At 69.2% G+C, this 17,469-nt stretch carries 16 protein-coding genes; 8 read left to right on the top strand and 8 right to left on the bottom strand.

The window, feature by feature from the left end; genetic code table 11:
• The first annotated feature begins 31 nt into the window (after positions 1–31).
• Positions 32–493, top strand: a complete 462-nt coding sequence (locus QFZ27_RS28820; protein WP_429229889.1) for a peroxiredoxin — start codon at positions 32–34, stop codon at positions 491–493.
• Between the two features lie 18 nt (positions 494–511).
• Here the strand turns inward: QFZ27_RS28820 and QFZ27_RS28825 are convergent, their stop codons facing one another.
• On the bottom strand, positions 512–766 hold the full coding sequence (locus tag QFZ27_RS28825; protein WP_429229890.1) for a hypothetical protein: 255 nt from the start codon (positions 764–766) through the stop codon (positions 512–514).
• A gap of 108 nt (positions 767–874) precedes the next feature.
• Complete coding sequence (locus QFZ27_RS28830) at positions 875–1,765, bottom strand: LysR substrate-binding domain-containing protein (RefSeq protein WP_429229891.1); 891 nt, start codon at positions 1,763–1,765, stop codon at positions 875–877.
• Positions 1,766–1,862: 97 nt separating this feature from the next.
• Between QFZ27_RS28830 and QFZ27_RS28835 the strand changes: the two genes are divergently transcribed.
• The gene (locus tag QFZ27_RS28835) at positions 1,863–2,567 is read left to right on the top strand and encodes a glutathione S-transferase family protein (RefSeq protein ID WP_429229892.1); all 705 of its coding nucleotides are present in this window, start codon (positions 1,863–1,865) and stop codon (positions 2,565–2,567) included.
• 15 nt (positions 2,568–2,582) lie between these two features.
• Here the strand turns inward: QFZ27_RS28835 and QFZ27_RS28840 are convergent, their stop codons facing one another.
• Positions 2,583–3,359: a dioxygenase family protein gene (locus QFZ27_RS28840; protein ID WP_429229893.1), complete on the bottom strand. Its 777-nt coding sequence runs from the start codon at positions 3,357–3,359 to the stop codon at positions 2,583–2,585.
• A gap of 122 nt (positions 3,360–3,481) precedes the next feature.
• On the opposite strand from QFZ27_RS28840, the gene QFZ27_RS28845 reads away from it, so the two are divergent.
• Together QFZ27_RS28845 and QFZ27_RS28850 are read left to right on the top strand one after the other, a co-directional pair.
• Positions 3,482–4,393 carry a LysR family transcriptional regulator gene (locus tag QFZ27_RS28845; protein ID WP_429229894.1) on the top strand — a complete coding sequence of 304 codons (912 nt, stop codon included), beginning with the start codon at positions 3,482–3,484 and terminating at the stop codon, positions 4,391–4,393.
• A 38-nt stretch (positions 4,394–4,431) separates the two neighbouring features.
• Positions 4,432–4,800, top strand: coding sequence for a cupin domain-containing protein (locus tag QFZ27_RS28850; protein ID WP_429229895.1), 369 nt, complete (start codon positions 4,432–4,434; stop codon positions 4,798–4,800).
• A 6-nt stretch (positions 4,801–4,806) separates the two neighbouring features.
• Here QFZ27_RS28850 and QFZ27_RS28855 read toward each other — a convergent pair whose 3' ends face one another.
• Entirely contained in the window at positions 4,807–5,598 is a 792-nt protein-coding gene (locus tag QFZ27_RS28855; protein WP_429229896.1) for a ferritin-like domain-containing protein, read from the bottom strand.
• Between the two features lie 281 nt (positions 5,599–5,879).
• Between QFZ27_RS28855 and QFZ27_RS28860 the strand changes: the two genes are divergently transcribed.
• Positions 5,880–8,759 carry a hypothetical protein gene (locus tag QFZ27_RS28860; RefSeq protein ID WP_429229897.1) on the top strand — a complete coding sequence of 960 codons (2,880 nt, stop codon included), beginning with the start codon at positions 5,880–5,882 and terminating at the stop codon, positions 8,757–8,759.
• A 6-nt stretch (positions 8,760–8,765) separates the two neighbouring features.
• Here the strand turns inward: QFZ27_RS28860 and rocD are convergent, their stop codons facing one another.
• On the bottom strand, positions 8,766–9,977 hold the full coding sequence (gene rocD / locus QFZ27_RS28865; protein WP_429229898.1) for an ornithine--oxo-acid transaminase: 1,212 nt from the start codon (positions 9,975–9,977) through the stop codon (positions 8,766–8,768).
• 15 nt (positions 9,978–9,992) lie between these two features.
• A complete protein-coding gene (gene rocF / locus QFZ27_RS28870) occupies positions 9,993–10,979 on the bottom strand; it encodes an arginase (protein ID WP_429229899.1) in 987 nt (328 codons plus the stop codon).
• A gap of 126 nt (positions 10,980–11,105) precedes the next feature.
• On the opposite strand from rocF, the gene QFZ27_RS28875 reads away from it, so the two are divergent.
• The 3 genes from QFZ27_RS28875 (at position 11,106) to QFZ27_RS28885 (ending at position 13,110) form a co-directional block, all read left to right on the top strand.
• Complete coding sequence (locus QFZ27_RS28875) at positions 11,106–11,543, top strand: Lrp/AsnC family transcriptional regulator (protein WP_429229900.1); 438 nt, start codon at positions 11,106–11,108, stop codon at positions 11,541–11,543.
• A 121-nt stretch (positions 11,544–11,664) separates the two neighbouring features.
• Positions 11,665–12,594, top strand: coding sequence for a class I fructose-bisphosphate aldolase (locus QFZ27_RS28880; protein WP_429229901.1), 930 nt, complete (start codon positions 11,665–11,667; stop codon positions 12,592–12,594).
• Positions 12,595–12,648: 54 nt separating this feature from the next.
• Positions 12,649–13,110, top strand: coding sequence for a thiamine phosphate synthase (locus QFZ27_RS28885; protein ID WP_429229902.1), 462 nt, complete (start codon positions 12,649–12,651; stop codon positions 13,108–13,110).
• A gap of 226 nt (positions 13,111–13,336) precedes the next feature.
• Here the strand turns inward: QFZ27_RS28885 and QFZ27_RS28890 are convergent, their stop codons facing one another.
• Positions 13,337–15,562 (bottom strand): DUF3141 domain-containing protein, encoded by a 2,226-nt coding sequence (locus tag QFZ27_RS28890; RefSeq protein ID WP_429229903.1) that lies wholly within the window; start codon positions 15,560–15,562, stop codon positions 13,337–13,339.
• A gap of 127 nt (positions 15,563–15,689) precedes the next feature.
• On the bottom strand, positions 15,690–17,456 hold the full coding sequence (gene argS / locus QFZ27_RS28895; protein WP_429229904.1) for an arginine--tRNA ligase: 1,767 nt from the start codon (positions 17,454–17,456) through the stop codon (positions 15,690–15,692).
• Positions 17,457–17,469 lie beyond the last annotated feature (13 nt).

The following is a 17,469-nucleotide window of genomic DNA, read 5'->3' on the forward strand; positions in this document are numbered from 1 at the left end:
AGCGCAGCGAACCCCGTCTGGAGTGCTCCCCATGACCGTCGAGATCGGCAAGCCCGCCCCCGATTTCACTCTGCCCAAGGCGGGCGGCGGGACGGTCTCGCTTTCGGCCCTGCGCGGCCGGAAGGTGATCGTCTACTTCTATCCGAAGGCCGACACCTCCGGCTGCACCAAGGAAGCCTGCGGGTTCAACGACGCGCTGCCGGAGTTCGAGGGCGTCGACGCCGCGATCATCGGCATCTCCAAGGACCCGGTGCCGGCGCTGAACAAGTTCGCGGCGAAATACAGCCTGACCTTCACCCTGGCCTCGGCCAAGGACGACGACACGGTCGAGCGCTACGGCGCCTGGGTCGAGAAGTCGATGTACGGCCGGAAATACATGGGTATCGACCGGTCCACGGTGCTGGTCGACGAGCAGGGCATCGTCCGCGGCCTGTGGCGCGACGTGCGGGTGCCCGGCCACGTCGAAGCGGTGCTGGCCGCGGCGAAAGGGTAGCCGCGGCGCCGACGGCTGCTATTGAGGCGGATGCTCCACCACGTCGAGCCGCCGCTCGATGCGGTCGAGCCGAGATTTGATCTTGTCGACGACGTGCCGGTCTTCGATCGTCTCGGCATAGTTCGACGCCTGATCGCGGGCGAGCCGGGCCAAGCCGATCTCGATTTGCGCGAGCCGCGACAGGATCTCCTGATCGCGCTCCCGCGCTGCGGTCAGTTCGGCCTGCATTCGCTTCAGGTGCTCCAGCACCAGGTTGGTGGTTTCGTCGGTCATATGTAGGCCGGAACCTGTCGGTTGTTGTCGGTCAGCCTACACCAGAAATATGGTCGTTCCGCAATTTGTGGAAGAGGTAGCCGCGACGCCTCCTCTCGATGAGATCAGCTACCCGGCCTCCTTCGCCAGGAAGTCGATGACGGCGCGGACGGCAGGAAGCTGGCCGCGTCGGGACGGCGTCAGCAGCGTCGTCCATACCGTTCCCGCCCGCCAGCCCGGCAGAATCTCCGCCAGCATGCCGTCGGCGCGTGCGTCGGCGGTCATGGTTTCGGGCAGGCAGGCGATGCCCAGCCCGGCGGCCGCCGCCTTCAGCAGCACGATCGATTCATCGGCCACGAAGCTGGACGCCGGTGCGACCTGCGCCTCGCGGCCGTCGCGGTGGCGCAGCCGCCAGACCGTGGCCGAGGGGCCGGTCAGCAGCCCGTCATGGTCCTTTAGATCCGCCGGCTCCTGCGGCACGCCGCGGTGTGCCAGATAGTCCGGCGCCGCCACTAGGGTGATCCGCTCGACCGCCATTCGCCGCTGCACCAGCTCGGAATCCGGCAGCGGCGCGAAGTGGCTGCGCACCGCGATGTCGAAGCCCTCCTGCACCACGTCGACGAAGCGGTCGGTGACATGCAACTGCAGCCGGATCTTCGGATAGGCCCGGGCCAGCGCCGGCAGCAGTTCGGACAGCCGGGATTGCGCGGTCGGCACCGAGGCGGTCATCCGGACCGTGCCGCTGGGCTCGGCGAGGCGGCGGCGGACCACGGCCTCGGCCGCTTCCGCCTCGATCATCGATGCCTGGGCATGGTCGTAGAAATCGCGCCCCAGCTCGGTCAGCACGAAGCTGCGCGAGGTGCGGTGGATCAGCCGGGCGCCGAGCGCCGCCTCCAGCTCCGCCACACGCTTGCTGATGGTCGATTTCGGCAGCCCCAGCCGCCGCCCAGCCGCAGCGAAGCCGCCACTGTCCACGGCCCGGACGAACAGGATCAGGTCGTTGAGGTTGAGCACATCCATTGTCCATATCTGTGGACCTTGGGTTCACGAAAGCACGGCTACAGCCTCGAAGTCCACATAGGCATGTTCCTGTGACCGAAACTCAGGGAACCCCATCATGGAACCAATCCTCTTCTACGGCGTGCCGTCGGGCTGCTCCTTCGGCTCGATCGTGGCGCTGGAATGGCTCGGCGAGCCGTACCGGCTGAGCCGCATCGAGATGCCAGAGGTGGTGCAGGGCGAGGCCTATCGCCGCCTCAACCCGGTCGGCGAGACGCCGACGCTGATGACGGCGGACGGACGGCTGGTCAGCGAAAGCATGGCGATCCTGAACCATCTCGGCGTTCGCGGGATCGACAAGGGCCTGTCCTTCGCCCAGGGCACGCCGGGCTTCGACCGGCTGAACCAGGCGCTGGGCTTTCTCAACACCGCCTTCTTCAACGCCTTCAGCCCGCTGTGGTACGCGCTGGAGCATGGCACCGAGGGTGTGGAGCGCGACGCGCTCAAGACCTATGGCGCGGCCAAGGTGGCGAAGGCCCATGCCGATCTGGAGGCGATGCTCGGCCGCCGGGACTGGCTGCTGGGCGACCGGACGCTGGCCGACGCCTATTTCATCGGCATCGCCCGCTGGACCAAGTATCACGACGTGGTCGACCGCCGCGACTACCCGGGGCTGCAACGCCTGTTCGAGCGGCTGGAGGCCGACCCGGCAGTGCAGTTCGCCCATGCCATCGAACGCGGCGAACCGGCCCGCGGCACCGGCGGCTTCCGGGGTGAGATCGGCCTGGAGGACGCGCTGGGCCGGGCGAAGCTGGCAGCCTGACCCGGCCCTTGGTCTCTAGAACGAGTACGCGTCCATCGCCAGCGCGCCCATGGTGACGCTGGCATGGAGCCGGCGGCCGGGCAGGTCGCCGGCCCCGAGGGCGACGAAAAACGGCAGGAAATGCTCGTCCGCCGGATGGTTCTTCACCGCCTCGGGCGCCAGGTGGCGGTAGTTCAGCAGGTCTTCGGTGCGGCCCTCGTCCACCGCCGCCGCCACCCAGTCGATGAACGCCCGGGCCCAGCCGGAGACCGGGGCGTCCGGGCCGCCGTGCCAGTCCAGGGCTCGCAGATTGTGGGTCAGCGACCCGGAGGCCAGGATCATCACCCCCTCCTCACGTAGCCCGCGCAGCGCCTGCCCCACCGCGTAATGGTGCGTCGGGTTGAGATGCGGCTGGATCGACAGGGTGGCGACCGGGATGTCGGCGGCCGGGTACATCCGGCGCAGCGGCACCCAGGCGCCATGGTCCAGGCCGCGCTTGTCGTCGATCGCGACCGGCAGGCCGGCCGCGGCGATCCGCTCGGCGGCGAGGCGCGCCAGGCCGGGCGCCCCGGTGGCCGGGTAGCGGACCTGGTACAGCGGCTCGGGGAAGCCGTGGAAGTCGTGGATCGTCTCCGGCTGCTGCACCGCGCCCAGCGTCGGCACTTCGGTCTCGAAATGGGCGGAGGCCAGCAGGATCGCATGCGGCCGCGGCAGCGACGGGCCGAGCGCGTCGAAGAACCGACCCGCCGGCTCATCCGATAGCGCCAGCATCGGCGAGCCGTGGGAGACGAAGAGCGCGGGCATCGTGGACATGATCGATCTCCAGGCGGATATGCGGCACGGGCGGGCCATCCGCCGATGCTCATATTGCGCCTTCCGCCGATTTTGATAATCCGGCGTGACATCAAAAGATTGTTGATCCACTTTTGACAATCATGGATCGCCTGACCACACTGGACCTGTTCGTGCGGATCGTCGATGCCGGCAGCTTCGCCGCGGGGGCGGAGCAGCTCGGCCTGTCGCGGGCGCTGGCCAGCCGGGCGATCCTGGATCTCGAGACCCGGCTCGGCACCCGCCTGCTGAACCGCACCACCCGCCGGCTGAGCCTGACCGAGGCCGGCGCCGCCTTCCATCGCCGGGCGCAGCGCATCACCGCCGACGTCGCCGAGGCCGAGGAGGAGGCCACGGCGCTGCACGCCCGGCCGCGCGGCCTGCTGCGGGTCAACGCGCCGATGAGCTTCGGCGTGCTGCATGTCGCCCCGGCCATGGCCGCCTATCTCGAGCGCTATCCCGAGGTCTCGGTCGACCTGACCCTGAACGACCGGGTCATCGATCTGGTGGAAGACGCGTACGACCTGGCGATTCGCATCGGCCGGCTGGCCGATTCCTCGCTGATCGCCCGCCGTCTCGCCCCCTGCCGCATCCTGCTCTGCGCCGCCCCGTCCTATCTCGCAGCCCACGGCACACCGGTGCATCCCTTCGATCTCGCCCGGCACCGCTGCATCGCCTATGCCTATGGCGGCGACCGGGGCGATTGGGTGCTGACCGGACCGGAGGGTGAGGTGCGCGTGCGCGTCAGCGCCCGGCTGCAGGTCAACAACGGCGACGCCATCCAGGCGGCGATCCGTGAGGGCTACGGCATCGCCCGGCAGCCGGACTTCATCGCCGCCGCCGACCTCGCCGCCGGCCGGATGGTGCAGGTGCTGCCGGAGTGGCGGCTGCCGGAGATCGGCATCCACGCCGTCTACCCGCCGGCCCGCACCTTGTCGGCCAAGGTCCGCAGCTTCGTCGACTTCCTGGCCGAACGCTTCGCCCGCCCGTCCTGGAGCCTCGACAGCCGCAGTTGAAGCCGGCAGTCTCGCCGCATCCCGCCAGCGAGGCCCGCATGAGCAAGACCGCCGCCGACATCATCGACTTCGCCGCCGCCCGGTCCGAGGATTCGACCTGGCGACCGGACCCGACCAAGGTGCTGGACGGCGATCCGCTGCAGAGGGCGCGCAACTTCTACAGCGACCCGACGGGCCAGTTCTCCGCCGGAATCTGGGAGGGCGCGGCCGGTGCCTGGCGCGTCAACTATACCGAGGAGGAGTTCTGCCACCTGCTGTCCGGCACGGTGGAGCTGGCCGACGGCAACGGCGACACTCGCCGCTTCGAGGCCGGGGCCAGCTTCGTCATCCCGGCCGGTTTCGAGGGCACCTGGCGGAACCTGACGCCGGCCCGCAAGCTGTATGTGATCTACGAGCGGAAGGGTTGAGTATCCCTACTCCGCCAGCGGCTCGTAGAAGGCGGCGGCGAAGCCGGCGAGGTCGCGGGCAGGCACGTTGAAGGGCCGCTTCAGCCGGGCCCGGAAATAGCGCCGCACCAGCTCGTGATAGGTTGGGATCGGCGCCCTGCCGTGGCGGCCGCATTCCCATTCGAACCAGCGCCGGCCGGCGGCGACATGGCCGATCTCGTCGGTGTAGATCCGGTGCAGGATGCGGGCGCTGTCGGCGTCGCCGGCGCGCTCCAACCGCTCCACCGTCTCCGGCGTCACGTCGAGGCCGCGCGCCTCCAACACCAGCGGCACCACCGAGAGCCGGCCGAGCAGGTCCTCCGCGGTCTCCTCCGCCGCCTGCCACAGCCCGTCATGCGCCGGCAGGGCGCCATAGGCGGAGCCGAGCTCGTTCAACCGCACCGACAACAGCCCGTGATGCGTCGCCTCCTCGTCGGCGACCTTGACCCAGTCGTCGAAAAATCCCTCCGGCGTCTCCGCCGTGGCGAAGCGGGCGATCAGGTCCCAGCTCAGGTCGATCGCGTTCAGCTCGATATGGGCCAAGGCGTGCAGCAGGGCGATCCGCCCCGCCTCCCCGCCCAGCCGCCGCTTCGGCATGTCTCCCGGCCGCCGCAGCTCCGGCGCCGCCGGCCGGGCCGGGCGCAGCGATGGGCGGCGCGTGCCCAGCACAGGGATCGCGCGCTGCCGCCAGGCCGCCGCAGCCTGATGGCTCAGCTCGATCTTGCGAAGCGGGTCCGCCGTCTCCAGCACGTCGATGGCGAGGTCGGTCAGGGCATCCATGCCCCCCCTCTTACACCAGGACGGCTCCGCCCTGGAATGAGCCTGTCCGGGCCGGACGACATAGCGTTGCAGAATCATTGCATTCGCCGAAAATCCAAATAGAAGCAGATTATTCCTCGATCTTCTTCCAGTTCCTGGAAGCCTGACGTCGCGTCCGTCTGCTTCAATGTCGCCGCCGTGTCGGTCGAACAGGGCGAATCACTCTGTAATTCCGGAATTCGAGATTGGATTCTTCTTGCCTGATCGGCCAAGCTGGTCGGCATCATTGGAAGGGCGTCTGGATGGTCACTCCACTCGACAACCGCAGATGGCCGCAGCTGAAGCCCGTCCAGGCGACTGCCAAGACCGACTTCCAGCGCAGCGTCGAGCGGGCCGACACGCGCCTGGACGGCGGCGTCATCATCCACAGCATCCAGAACGGCGAATCGGCGCTCAAGGTCGGGGGCGAGCACGGCTTCTCCCTGGCCGAGCTGACGCTGATGAACCCGAAGCTGGCGAAGAACCCCGGCTGGATCGAGCGTGGTGACACCCTGGTCCTGGTCGACAAGGCCCTGTTCAAGGAGATCACAGACGCGACTAAGACAGTCGAGCAGGCCTCGCAGAACAAGGGCTCGCGGGTCGCCGCGGAGACCGCGGGCGAGCTGCGGCAGAAGGCGGCGCTGCAGCTGGCGCCCGGCTTCATCGAGGCGGGGCTGCCGGTCGCCTGGGACAAGGCCAAGCTGAAAGCGGCGCTGGACGCGCATGAGCAGCCGGTCGCCGGGCTGGGCAGGCGCCAGCCGGGCTTCGCCGAGATCGCCTCACGCGCCAAGCTGTCCGCCCAGTCCGATCTCGACACGGTGTTCGAGCCGCTGCGCGTCTCGATCGCCGCGGCGCGGCACAGCGGTGACTGGAGCCAGGTGCAGGCCGATGCCGGGAAGCAGCTGGCGGCGCTGTCCAAGGGCAGCCCCGACCCCAAGGCGGCGATCGACGGCCTGGCCGACCTGCTGATCCAGGGCGGCCCGAAGACGGGCGCGAAGACCGATCCCGGCTATGAGACGGCGATCAAGAATGCGCAGAGCCAGCTGCTGACCGAGGACCCGGCCAAGCCGATCCTCGATCTGGCGGCAAAGCACCAGAAGACGGTGGTCGATAGCGACATCGCCGAGCCGGAATACAGCGATGCCATCGCGCCCGAGCTGACCAAGGCGGAGGAGGTCACGCGCGACCGGCCCGGCCACACCGTGTCGCCGGAATGGGCGGCGCAGATCCTGGGCAACCCGAAGGTCCAGTCGGCGCTGGACACGGTGATCCAGGACTATCCGGACGGCCCCGCCCAGCGCGGCGCCAAGACCATCGACACGCTGTCGGCGCTGTCCGACCGCGCCGGCCGGACGGAGGATGGCGAGGCCGTGGTCGACCGCTATGCCAGCCAGCTGGTGGCGATGGCCGAGAAGGCCGGGCGGAACGGCGCGACCATCTCGCCGGACTTCGTCCAGGAGTTCGGCAGCGCCTTCAAGGACAGCATCGCCGCCGGCCGCACGCCGGCGCTGGCCATCCGGGTCGCCTATCATCTCGAGAAGAACGGCCACGCCGATGCGGCCAGCACGCTGCTGGACCAGACGGGCCAAGGGGTGAAGCAGCAGGTGAAGCAGGCCGGCGAGACCGGCAAGACCTTCAGATCCGACGTGCTGTACCCGAACCAGGTGGCCTCGGCCGGCAGCGACGACCAGCAGAGGCTGGCGGGGCTGCAGGGCCTGCTGGAGCAGCAGAAGCCGCTGGTCGACAAGGTCGACCAGGCCGGCGCCTCGCTGGTGCTGACCCGCGCCGCCCTCGAGAACGCCCCGCGCGAGCTGCTCGACGGGCTGCCCGGTGGCGGCACCCTGGACGAGGCCCACGACACCCTGGTGAAGGAGGCCGACACCGACGGCAGCGACGTCAACCTGACGGTGCGGCTGAGCCCGAAGGCGGCGGTCGAATGGGGCCGCATGGTGCAGCAGGACCAGCGCGAGCAGGTCAAGAGCCTGCCCGACAAGGAGCTCGACCAGCTCCTGGCCAGGCTGGACAAGCTGCCGGCGGACGACCCGGCAGCGGAGATCGCGGCGAAGCTGGGCAAGGGCGACGCTGCGCGCCGGGCGCTGCGGGCCGACCCCGACCTGACGGTGACGCTGATCCAGCAGTTCGGCACCGATGCCGAGAACGGCGCCGAGGTGCCGAAGCAGCCGACCGGCATGTTCATCGTCCGCAACAGCGACGACTTCATCCGGGCGATGCAGGGCGCGCCGGCGACGCCGCTGACCTCGCTGTTCTCCGCCATCGGCGGGGTCGAGTTCATCCGGCCGAAGGAGACGCTGGACGTGATCACCGGCGCGCCGACGCTGGACCCGAAGACGATCAACAACGCCTGGGGCTACTGGTTCGCCGGCAATGCCTGGAAGACCTGGAAGGTGGCGCTGGGCAAGCCGACCCCGATCATGGGGCCGATCCTCGACAAGAGCCTGATGCCGCTAACCCTGGCCACCACCGCCGAGGCCCTGGTGCATGGCCGCCCGCTCGACGCCGTGAGTTGGTTGCCGGCGATCGTCGGCAGCCTGAAATCGGTCGGCCCCAAGACCGGCGGCGCGCTGTGGCTGCTGACCGCGATCGCCGTCGTCGGCAAGTCGCAATACACCCGGGTCGCGGCCTCGAACCACTACGAGCCGATGCTGGGTGCCTGGCTGAAATCGGCCTATCCCGACGTCGACAAGCCCGAGAGCCTGGCCAATTGCGACGAGGAGGGCCGGCCCTTCCTGGCGATGCTGCCGACGCTGGGCAAGCGGCTGGGCTTCAAGGAGAACGAGCTGCCGGAGCTGGTCGACTGGCTCTACCAGCAGCCCGTGCGCAAGCGCGACTTCTTCATCGACAACGCCCTGCAGGTCGAGCCGAACGACAAGGGCGAGTACCCGATGGGCACATACGACGCCAATGCCCGCAACGGCCCGAACATCCAGCGCTACCAGATCCACAGCATCGAGGACGTGGTGCTGTTCGCCGAGCAGTACGACTTCAAGCTGCCGAAGCCGCTGAGCGCCGCCGAGCCGGAGAAGAAGCCGGCGGAGAAGAGCCCCGCCCCCACCGAGACCCGGCAGCCCTGGCAGCAGTACGACTGGATCCTGCCGCCGCCGTCCGCGACGCCGCGCGACTGACCGGGATCACGCGGTCCCGGTCATCACCGCGGCGAACTGCTCCATCGCCCAGTCGACCTGGTCGCGGGTGATCACCAAGGGCGGCGCGATGCGGATTGTGTCGCCATGGGTGTCCTTGGCCAGCACGCCGCGCTTCTGCAGCGCCTCGCAGTAGCGGCGGGCGCCGCCGGCCTCTGGATGCAGCTCGACCGCCAGCATCAGGCCGCGGCCCCGCACCTCGCGGATCAGGTTGCTGCGCAGCCCGGCCAGCTGGGCCTGGAAATAGTCGCCCTGGCGTGCGGCATTCTCGATCATCTCCTCCTCGACCAGCACCTTCAGCGCGGCCCGGGCGATGGCGCAGGCCAGCGGGTTGCCGCCGAAGGTGCTGCCGTGCTGGCCGGGCTTGAGCACACCCAGCACCTCGGAGTTCGAGAGCACGGCGGAGACCGGATAGAAGCCGCCGGACAGCGCCTTGCCGACCAGGGTGACGTCGGCCTCGATGCCCTCATGCGCCTCGGCCAGCAGCTTGCCGGTGCGGCCGAGCCCGGTCTGGATCTCGTCCAGGATCAGGGTGACGTTGTGCCGGGTGCACAGCGCGCGCACGGTCTTGAAGTAACCGGCCGGGGGGATCATCACCCCGGCCTCGCCCTGGATCGGCTCGACCAGGAAAGCCACGGTGTTCGGGGTGATCGCGGCCTCGAAGGCGGCGGCGTCGCCGAAGGGCACCACCTTGAAGCCGGGTGCGAAGGGCCCGAAATTGCCGCGCGCATCCGGGTCGGTCGAGAAGCCGACGATGCCCAGGGTGCGGCCGTGGAAGTTGTTCTCGCAGACGATGATCTCGGCCTGGCCGTCGGGCACGCCCTTGACCTCGTAGCCCCATTTCCGGACCGCCTTGACCGCGGACTCCACCGCCTCGGCGCCGCTGTTCATCGGCAGCACCTTGTGCGAGCCGGTGAGCGCCGCGATCTCGTCATAGAACAGCGCCAGCTGGTCGTTGCGGAAGGCGCGCGAGGTCAGGGTCAGCTTCTGCGCCTGCTCGACCATCGCCGCCAGGATCTTCGGGTGGCAATGGCCCTGGTTGACCGCGGAATAGGCCGACAGGCAGTCGAGATAGCGGTTGCCGTCGACATCCCAGACCCAGACGCCCTCGCCGCGCGACAGCACGACGTCGAGCGGCTTGTAGTTGTGGGCGCCGAGGCGGGCTTCGGTCTCGATGAGGGTGGTCGCCGATGTGGTCATGGTCCTGCTCCCGTCCTACAGCGCGCCCGAGGCGGCGCGTTCGACCGCACCGACCCGCTCGATGATCTGCCGCCCGAACAGGCTGGAGACCAGGTCGACCAGCAGCAGGGCGCTCTTGCCGCGATCGTCCAGGAAGGGGTTCAGCTCGACCACGTCGAGCGACCCGACCAGGCCGCTGTCGTACAGCATCTCCATGATCAGATGCGCCTCGCGGTAGGTCGCCCCGCCCGGCACGGTGGTGCCGACGCCCGGCGCGATCGACGGGTCCAGGAAGTCGACGTCGAGGCTGACATGCAGCAGCCCGTTGCGCGCCGCGACCTTGTCGAGGATCCGGCGCATCAGCACCGAGACGCCGTATTCGTCGACCAGGCGCATGTCGAACACCTCGACGCCGCGGCGGCGCAGCAGCGCCCGCTCCTCGCGGTCGATCGAGCGGGCGCCGAGGATGGTGAGGTTCTGCGGGTCCAGGCGTTCGCGCGGCTCCGGTCCGAACACGTCGTCCAGTCCGGGCTCGCCGCACAGCAGGGCGGCCGACATGCCGTGCATGTTGCCGGACGGCGTGGTCGCCGGGGTGTTGAAGTCGGCATGGGCGTCGAGCCACAGCACGAACAGCTCGCGTCCGGCCTCGCGGCAGTGGCGCAGCACGCCGTTGACGGTGCCCATCGACAGGCTGTGGTCGCCGCCGAGGAAGATCGGCAGCACGCCCTGCCCCATCAGGTCATAGGCGCGGTCGCTCAGCACCCGGGCCCAGCCCGCGATCTCCGGCAGGAAGCGCATCTGCGGCGTCTCGGTCACGGCCGGCAGCGGCCTGGCCGGGGCCAGGTCGCCCTGGTCCTCGACCTCGAAGCCGAGGCCCTGCAGGCTCTGCAGCAGGCCGGCGGTGCGCAGCCCGGCCGGCCCCATCACCGCGCCGCGATGCCCGGCCCCGACCTCGACCGGCGCGCCCACCAGGGCGATGCGCGAGGGGCGATCCTGTCCGCGATCGGTCTGCGTTCCGTCCATGTCCTGCAATCCCTGTCCGCGGGGGTGTGAGATCCGATTATCCGCCCGGGAGGGGGTGACATAAAGATGGCATCTTGGCTATTTTGCTCAGTGTACTGAGCAAACTGGCAAGGCACATTGATCAGAATGGACGATCTCGACCACAAGCTGCTGTCGCTGCTGCGGGCCGATGCCCGCACACCGGTCTCGTCCCTCGCGCCGGCGCTCGGCGTCTCCCGCGCGACGGTGCGGGCGCGGATCGACCGGCTGGTCGACACCGGCGTGATCCAGGGCTTCACCATCGTGGTCAAGGCCGGCAGCCAGCCGAACCCGATCCGCGCCATCACCATGGTCGAGGTGGAGGGCCAGGCCGCCGACCGGGTGATGCAGCGGCTGCGCGGTTTCCCGGAAGTCCGGGCGCTGCACTCGACCAACGGCCGCTGGGACATCCTGGCCGAGATCGAGACCGGGACGCTGGAGGAATTCGACCAGACGCTGCGCCGGATCCGGCAGGTCCAGGGCATCTCGCAGACCGAAACCAGCCTGATGCTATCCTCGATCCGGACACGGACCGAAGCGGCCTGAGGCCGGGAAATTCGTCGTACATTTATCACGAAACATTTGTGCGCCGGCGGCGTTGAACAAGCCGACCCGGTCGGCTAGGGATTGCAGCCGACCGCCCCCACCGCCTCGAGGAAGACGGACGATGAGAATCAGCCCGCGCGTGCAGAAGATCCTGTCGAACTACGACAGCGAAAACCCGGCCGTGAAGGCCAAGCTCGCGCAGCTTCTGATGAACGGCCGCCTCGGCGGCAGCGGCAAGATGATCATCCTGCCGGTCGACCAGGGAATCGAGCACGGCCCGGCCCGCAGCTTCGCCGTCAACCCCGGCGGCTACGATCCGTTCTACCACCACCAGCTGGCGATCGATGCCGGGCTGAACGCCTATGCCGCACCGCTCGGCCAGCTCGAGGTCTCGACCGGCAAGCTGTACGGCCAGGTGCCGACCATCCTGAAGTTGAACCACTCGAACAGCCTGTCGCGCCTGAAGGAAGACGCCGACCAGGCGATCTTCGGCTCGGTCGAGGACGCGCTGCGGCTGGGCTGCACGGCCATCGGCTTCACCATCTATCCCGGCTCGGACCATGGGCTGGAGCAGATGGAGGAGATCGCCGAGCTGATCCGCGAGGCCAAGGCAGTCGGCCTGCCGACCGTGCTGTGGTCCTATCCGCGCGGCGGCAACATCACCAAGGACGGCGAGACCGCGGTCGACGTGGTGGCCTATGCCGCGCATCTGGCCAGCCAGCTCGGCGCCCATATCATCAAGGTCAAGCTGCCGACCGATTTCATCGAGCAGAAGGAGGCGAAGAAGGAGTTCGACGGCGCGAAGATTGCGATCGGCACCCAGGCCGAGCGCGTCGCCGAGGTCATGCGCTCCTGCTTCGCCGGCCGCCGCATCGTCGTGTTCTCGGGCGGCGCCGCCAAGGACACCGCCTCGGTGCTGGACGACGCCCGCGCCATCCGCGATGGTGGCGGCAATGGCTCGATCATCGGCCGCAACTGCTTCCGCCGGCCGCGGGAAGAGGCGCTGCAACTGCTGGACACCCTGGTCCGCATCTTCCAGGGCAAGGAATAGATCCTGAGCGATTCCCGCATCTACATCGCGATCCCGCCGGAGCTCGATCCGGCGGTGCTCGCGGCCGCCCTCGGCGCCGGCGACGTCGCCTGCGTCGAGATGGCGGTGCCCGCCGACCCGGCCGCGGCCAAGGCCGCGATCGAGCGGCTGCGCGGCATCGCCCAGGAGGGCGGCGTCGCCTTCCTGCTGCGCGACGACGCGGCGCTGGCGGCCCGGTCGGGCTGCGACGGCGTCGTCGTCGGCCCCGGCGCCTATGCCGCGGCGCGCAAGACCGTCGGCGCCCAGGCGATCGTCGGCGTCACGGTCGGCACCAGCCGGCACGAGGCGATGGAGGCCGGCGAGGCCGGCGCCGATTTCATCGGCTTCGACGCCGATGCCGAGATCGTGTCCTGGTGGACCGAGATGATGGAAGTGCCCTGCGTCGCGGCTCTGCCGGAGGCTGACTTCCGGCGCGTGGCAGCGGAGGGCTGGACCGACCCGCAGGCGGCGGCTGCGGCGGTCCGGGGTCTGGGCTGACGCGGCTTCAGACATTCGTTATTAGAACAAATTAGGAACACAAGAGTCAAGAAGGACCGTCAAATCAGGACGGCACGAGCGGTGAAGGGTTCAGCCAGAGACCCTTCTGCTCCCAAACACCGTCATTGCGAGCGCAGCGAAGCAATCCATGGCGCAGCTCGAACGGAGGCATGGATTGCTTCGTCGGCTTTGCCTCCTCGCAATGACGGCGAGGGGGACTAGCCCCCTACTTCACCACCTTCAGCGGCCGGCCGGTGCGACCGCGGCGGACGGGCTTGGCGGGAGCGTCCGCCATGGCGGCGAAGGCCTCACGCATGCGGTCGAGCCGCAGCTTGACCTCGCCCGTCACCGGGCCGGCGGCGGATGCGGCCGCCTCAATCACGGCGAAGGCGCCGTCGCGGGTCTCGGCGTCGTCCGGCAGCAGGCCCGGCAGGGCGGTCATCGCCTCCTCCGGCAGCCAGCGCAGGATCAGGTACTGCTTGCGCATCGCCGCCTTGAACTCGGCCAGCGACGTCCAGTGCCCGGGCAGCCGGTCGGCATAGAACTGGCGCAGCGTGGCGAAGCCGCGCTCGTCCACCGCCCGCATCGGCCAGATCACGTAGAGGATGGCGCGCAGCACGGCGGCGTGGATGTCGCCCTCGGCGACCTTGCCGCGCAGCGCCTCCCGCTCGTCCTCCGGCTCGTTCCGGCGCGGCGGCCGGCGCTCGGCCAGGGTCTCGTCGCCGATGCCCAGCATCGCCTGCAGCACCGGGTTGCCGTAGATCGCGTAGAAGCTGCTCTCGATCCAGCGGTCGCGCAAGTCGCGCCAGCCGTCCAGCGCAGTGACGATCTGGCTCGACACCAGGTCCTGGAAGGCCAGGAACGGGTTGTCGGAGGCGGCCGGACGGCGATTCTCGCGCACCTGCTCGGCCGCGACCTGGATCGGCGCCATCGCCGGGTTGCGGTTCGAGAACAGCGAATACTGCAGCCGCAGCGGATTCAGACGCCGCCCCAGCTCCGCCGCCGGCTCGCTGGCCATGGCCTGGACCCAGGGCCGGGCCACGCTGGTGTAGAGCGCGCGGTTGATCTCCGACACCTTCGCGGCGGTGGCGAAGGCCTTGTCCTCCTCCGCCGTGTTGATGCCCAGCGCGCGCAGGTGGTTGATGCTGCGCGCCTCGAACCGCACCACATGGTCGCCGCGGATCAGCGCGGCATTCGGGTCGTCGGCCTGCTTCTCGACGATCACCGCCTCGTAGAGGCCCGGCGCCAGCGTGTCGATCAGGTCGATGTTCTGGATGAACTCGTTGTGTTCCTTCGCCGCGACGCGGCCGGAGACGAAGATGCCGAGATGGCCGATATCGTCGTGGATGGCGTAGATGATGGTCTGGCCGTTGGCGACGATGTCGTCGGTCGAGTCGTAGAGGTCGAGAATCCAGCCCAGCGCCTGCTGCGGCGGGGTGATGTTGTCGCCCTGCGAGCAGAACACCACGATCGGCGAGGTGATGTTGCGCAGGTCGATCGGCTTGCCGCTGGAGGTCTCAAGCCGCCCGGCCACCAGCTTGTCGCCGACGAACAGGTCCTCGGTGATGGTCTCGATCTCGTTGGCGTTGAGCTGGACGTAGCCGCCCCACCACTTCTCGAAGCTGAGATAGCGCGCCACCTCGGTGTCGATCTTGCTGTACAGGTTATACTGCTTGGACCACAGCGTGTTGGACGGGTTCAGGCTCTCGAAGTTCTGCACCAGATGGGCGCCGTCATAGCGGCCGTTGCCGAGATCGGCGCTGAGCGCCGCCGGCCAGCCGCCGCCGGCCAGGCCGCCGAGATAGCGCATCGGGTTCTTGCCGCGCGGCCCGTCCCAGTAGGACAGGGGCGCGCCGGCCAGGATCATCGGCCCGACGATGCCGGGCTTGACCGCGGCCAGCATCGCCAGCGCCCAGCCGGCTTGGCAGTTGCCCATGACGCAGGGCTTGCCCTCGGCCTTCGGGTGGCGCTCGGCGACGATGCGCAGGAACTCGGCCTGGGCCCGGCCGATATCCTCCAGCGTCTGGCCGGAAACCGGCACCGGCAGGAAGCCGATGAAGTAGCAGGGATGGCCGGCGCGCAGGGCGCGGCCGATCTGGCTTTCCGGCTTCATGCCGCCGATGCCCGGGCCGTGGCCGGCGCGCGGGTCGACGACGACGAAGGGCCGCTTGTCCGGGTCGACCGTCACGCCCTCGGGCGGCACGATCCGGACCAGCATGTAGTTGCAGGGCCGCTCCATGGCGCGGCCGTCGAGGATCACCTCGAACTCATAGGACAGCACATGCGGCGTCGGGTCTGCGGCATGCGCCAGATACTGGTTGCCGCGCTGGCGCATCACGTCCCAGAACAGCACGCTGCGCTGGGCGGCATCGACCCAGTATTCGACGGCAGACGCCCAGGGCGCGGCCCAGGACGCGCTGAGCGCGGCGCTCCGGTCGGCAGTACCGGTCATGATAACCCGTCCTCTTCCATCGACCGCGGACGACGGCCCGCGGCGGGGCTTTGTGCCCTCATGGTAAAACGACAAGGCATACCCCGTCGTTCCGCCTTTGGTCGGACGATACACCAGTTCTGTTCGTTTACATACGGTCCGGAATTTCGATTCCGAGCAGGCCCAGCACCTGGTCCAGCTGCCGCAGAGTCAGCGCCGTGAGGCCGAGCCAGGAGGCGCGGCGCGCCGCATCCGGCTCGCTCAGCACATGGCAGGCGTCGTAGAAGCGGCTGAACTCCCGCGCTAGGGCGTAGGCGAAGTCGCACAGTTCGTTCGGCGCCCGCTTGTCATAGGCGTTGCGCACCGCGTCGGGCAGTTGCCCCAGCTGCAGCATCAGCGCCCGGTCGGCCTCGTTCGCCGCCGGCAGGATGGTGCCGGGCGCGTCGCCCTGCCCGTCCGCCCGGCGCAGCAGCGACCTGGCGCGCACCGCCGCGTATTGCAGGTAGGGGCCGGTCTTGCCCTCGAAGCGCAGCATGCGGTCGAGGTCGAAGACGTAGTCCGAGGACGGGTTGTTCGACAGGTCGGCGAACTTGATCGCGGCGATGCCGACCCGGCGGGCGATCTCGCGCCGCTCCTCCTCCGAATAGCCCTCGGCCAGATGCGCCTCCTCCAGCCGCTTCAGGCCGATCTCGGTGGCGGTGTCCAGCAGGTCGTACAGCTTCATCACGCCGCCGGCGCGGGTCCGGAACGGCTTGCCGTCCGGCCCGTTCATGGTGCCGTAGCCGAGATGCTCCAGGTCGGAGCGGTGGTTCAGCCCGGCCTTGCGGGCGGCGCGGAACACCTGCTCGAAATGCAGCGACTGGCGCCGGTCGACGACATAGAGGCCGAGTTCCGGGTCGAGCGACTGATGCCGGTCGACGATGGTGGCGAGGTCGGTGGTGCCGTAGGTGAAGGCGCCGTCCGACTTGACCAGGATCAGCGGCGGCACTTCCTTCCTGTCGCCGTCCTCGGCGACGCGGACGATGACGGCGCCGTCATCGGTCTCGGCCAGGCCTCGGGCCTTCAGGTCCTCGACCATCGGCTCGATCAGGTCGTGGACCGCGGCCTCGCCCTTCCACAGGTCGAACTGCACGCCCAGCGCGTCGAATTCGCGCTGCATGCCGGCGATCGAGACGTCGATGAAATGCTGCCACAGCGCCCGGTAGCCGGGCCGGCCCGCCTGCAGCTCCGCGGTCGCGCGGCGGCTCTCCTCCATCCGCTCCGGATCGGCCTTCGAGGCCTGGGAGGCGGCGGGATACAGGACCTCGAGATCCTCCATCGTCACCGGGCTCTCAGCCGGATAGGGGCCGGTGAAGCCGGGGTCGAAATACGGCAGCTCCGGCTGGCGGCGGGCGATCTCGCTGATCACCATGCCCATCGGCGTGCCCCAGTCGCCCATATGCACGTCGCCGATCGCCTCGTCGCCGGCGAACAGGAACAGCCGGCGCAGGCTGTCGCCGATGATCGAGGCGCGGAGATGGCCGACATGCATCGGCTTGGCGATGTTCGGCCCGCCATAGTCCAAGACCACCCGGCGCGCCGGGCTGGTCTTCGGCACGCCCATCCGCTCGTCCCGCGCCTGGGCGTCGACATGGCCGGCCAGGACCGCGTCGGTCAGCGACAGGTTGATGAAGCCGGGGCCGGCCAGCGACACGGCGCTGAACTGCGGGTCCGCCTTCAGCCGCTCCGCCACCTTCTCCGCGATCTCGCGCGGGTTGGCGCCCGCGCGCTTGGCCGCCGGCAGCGCCCCGTTGCACTGGAACTGCCCGAGATCGGGACGGTTCGAGACGATGACCTGGCCCAGCTCAGGCGGCAGGCCTTCCGCTGCGAAGGCGGCGGCGACGGTTTCGGTCAGCTTCGAGGCGAGCGAGGACATGCGGGCAGATCTT

Source organism: Inquilinus ginsengisoli (genome assembly GCF_050434925.1).
Classification (GTDB): Bacteria; Pseudomonadota; Alphaproteobacteria; order DSM-16000; family Inquilinaceae; genus Inquilinus; species Inquilinus ginsengisoli_B.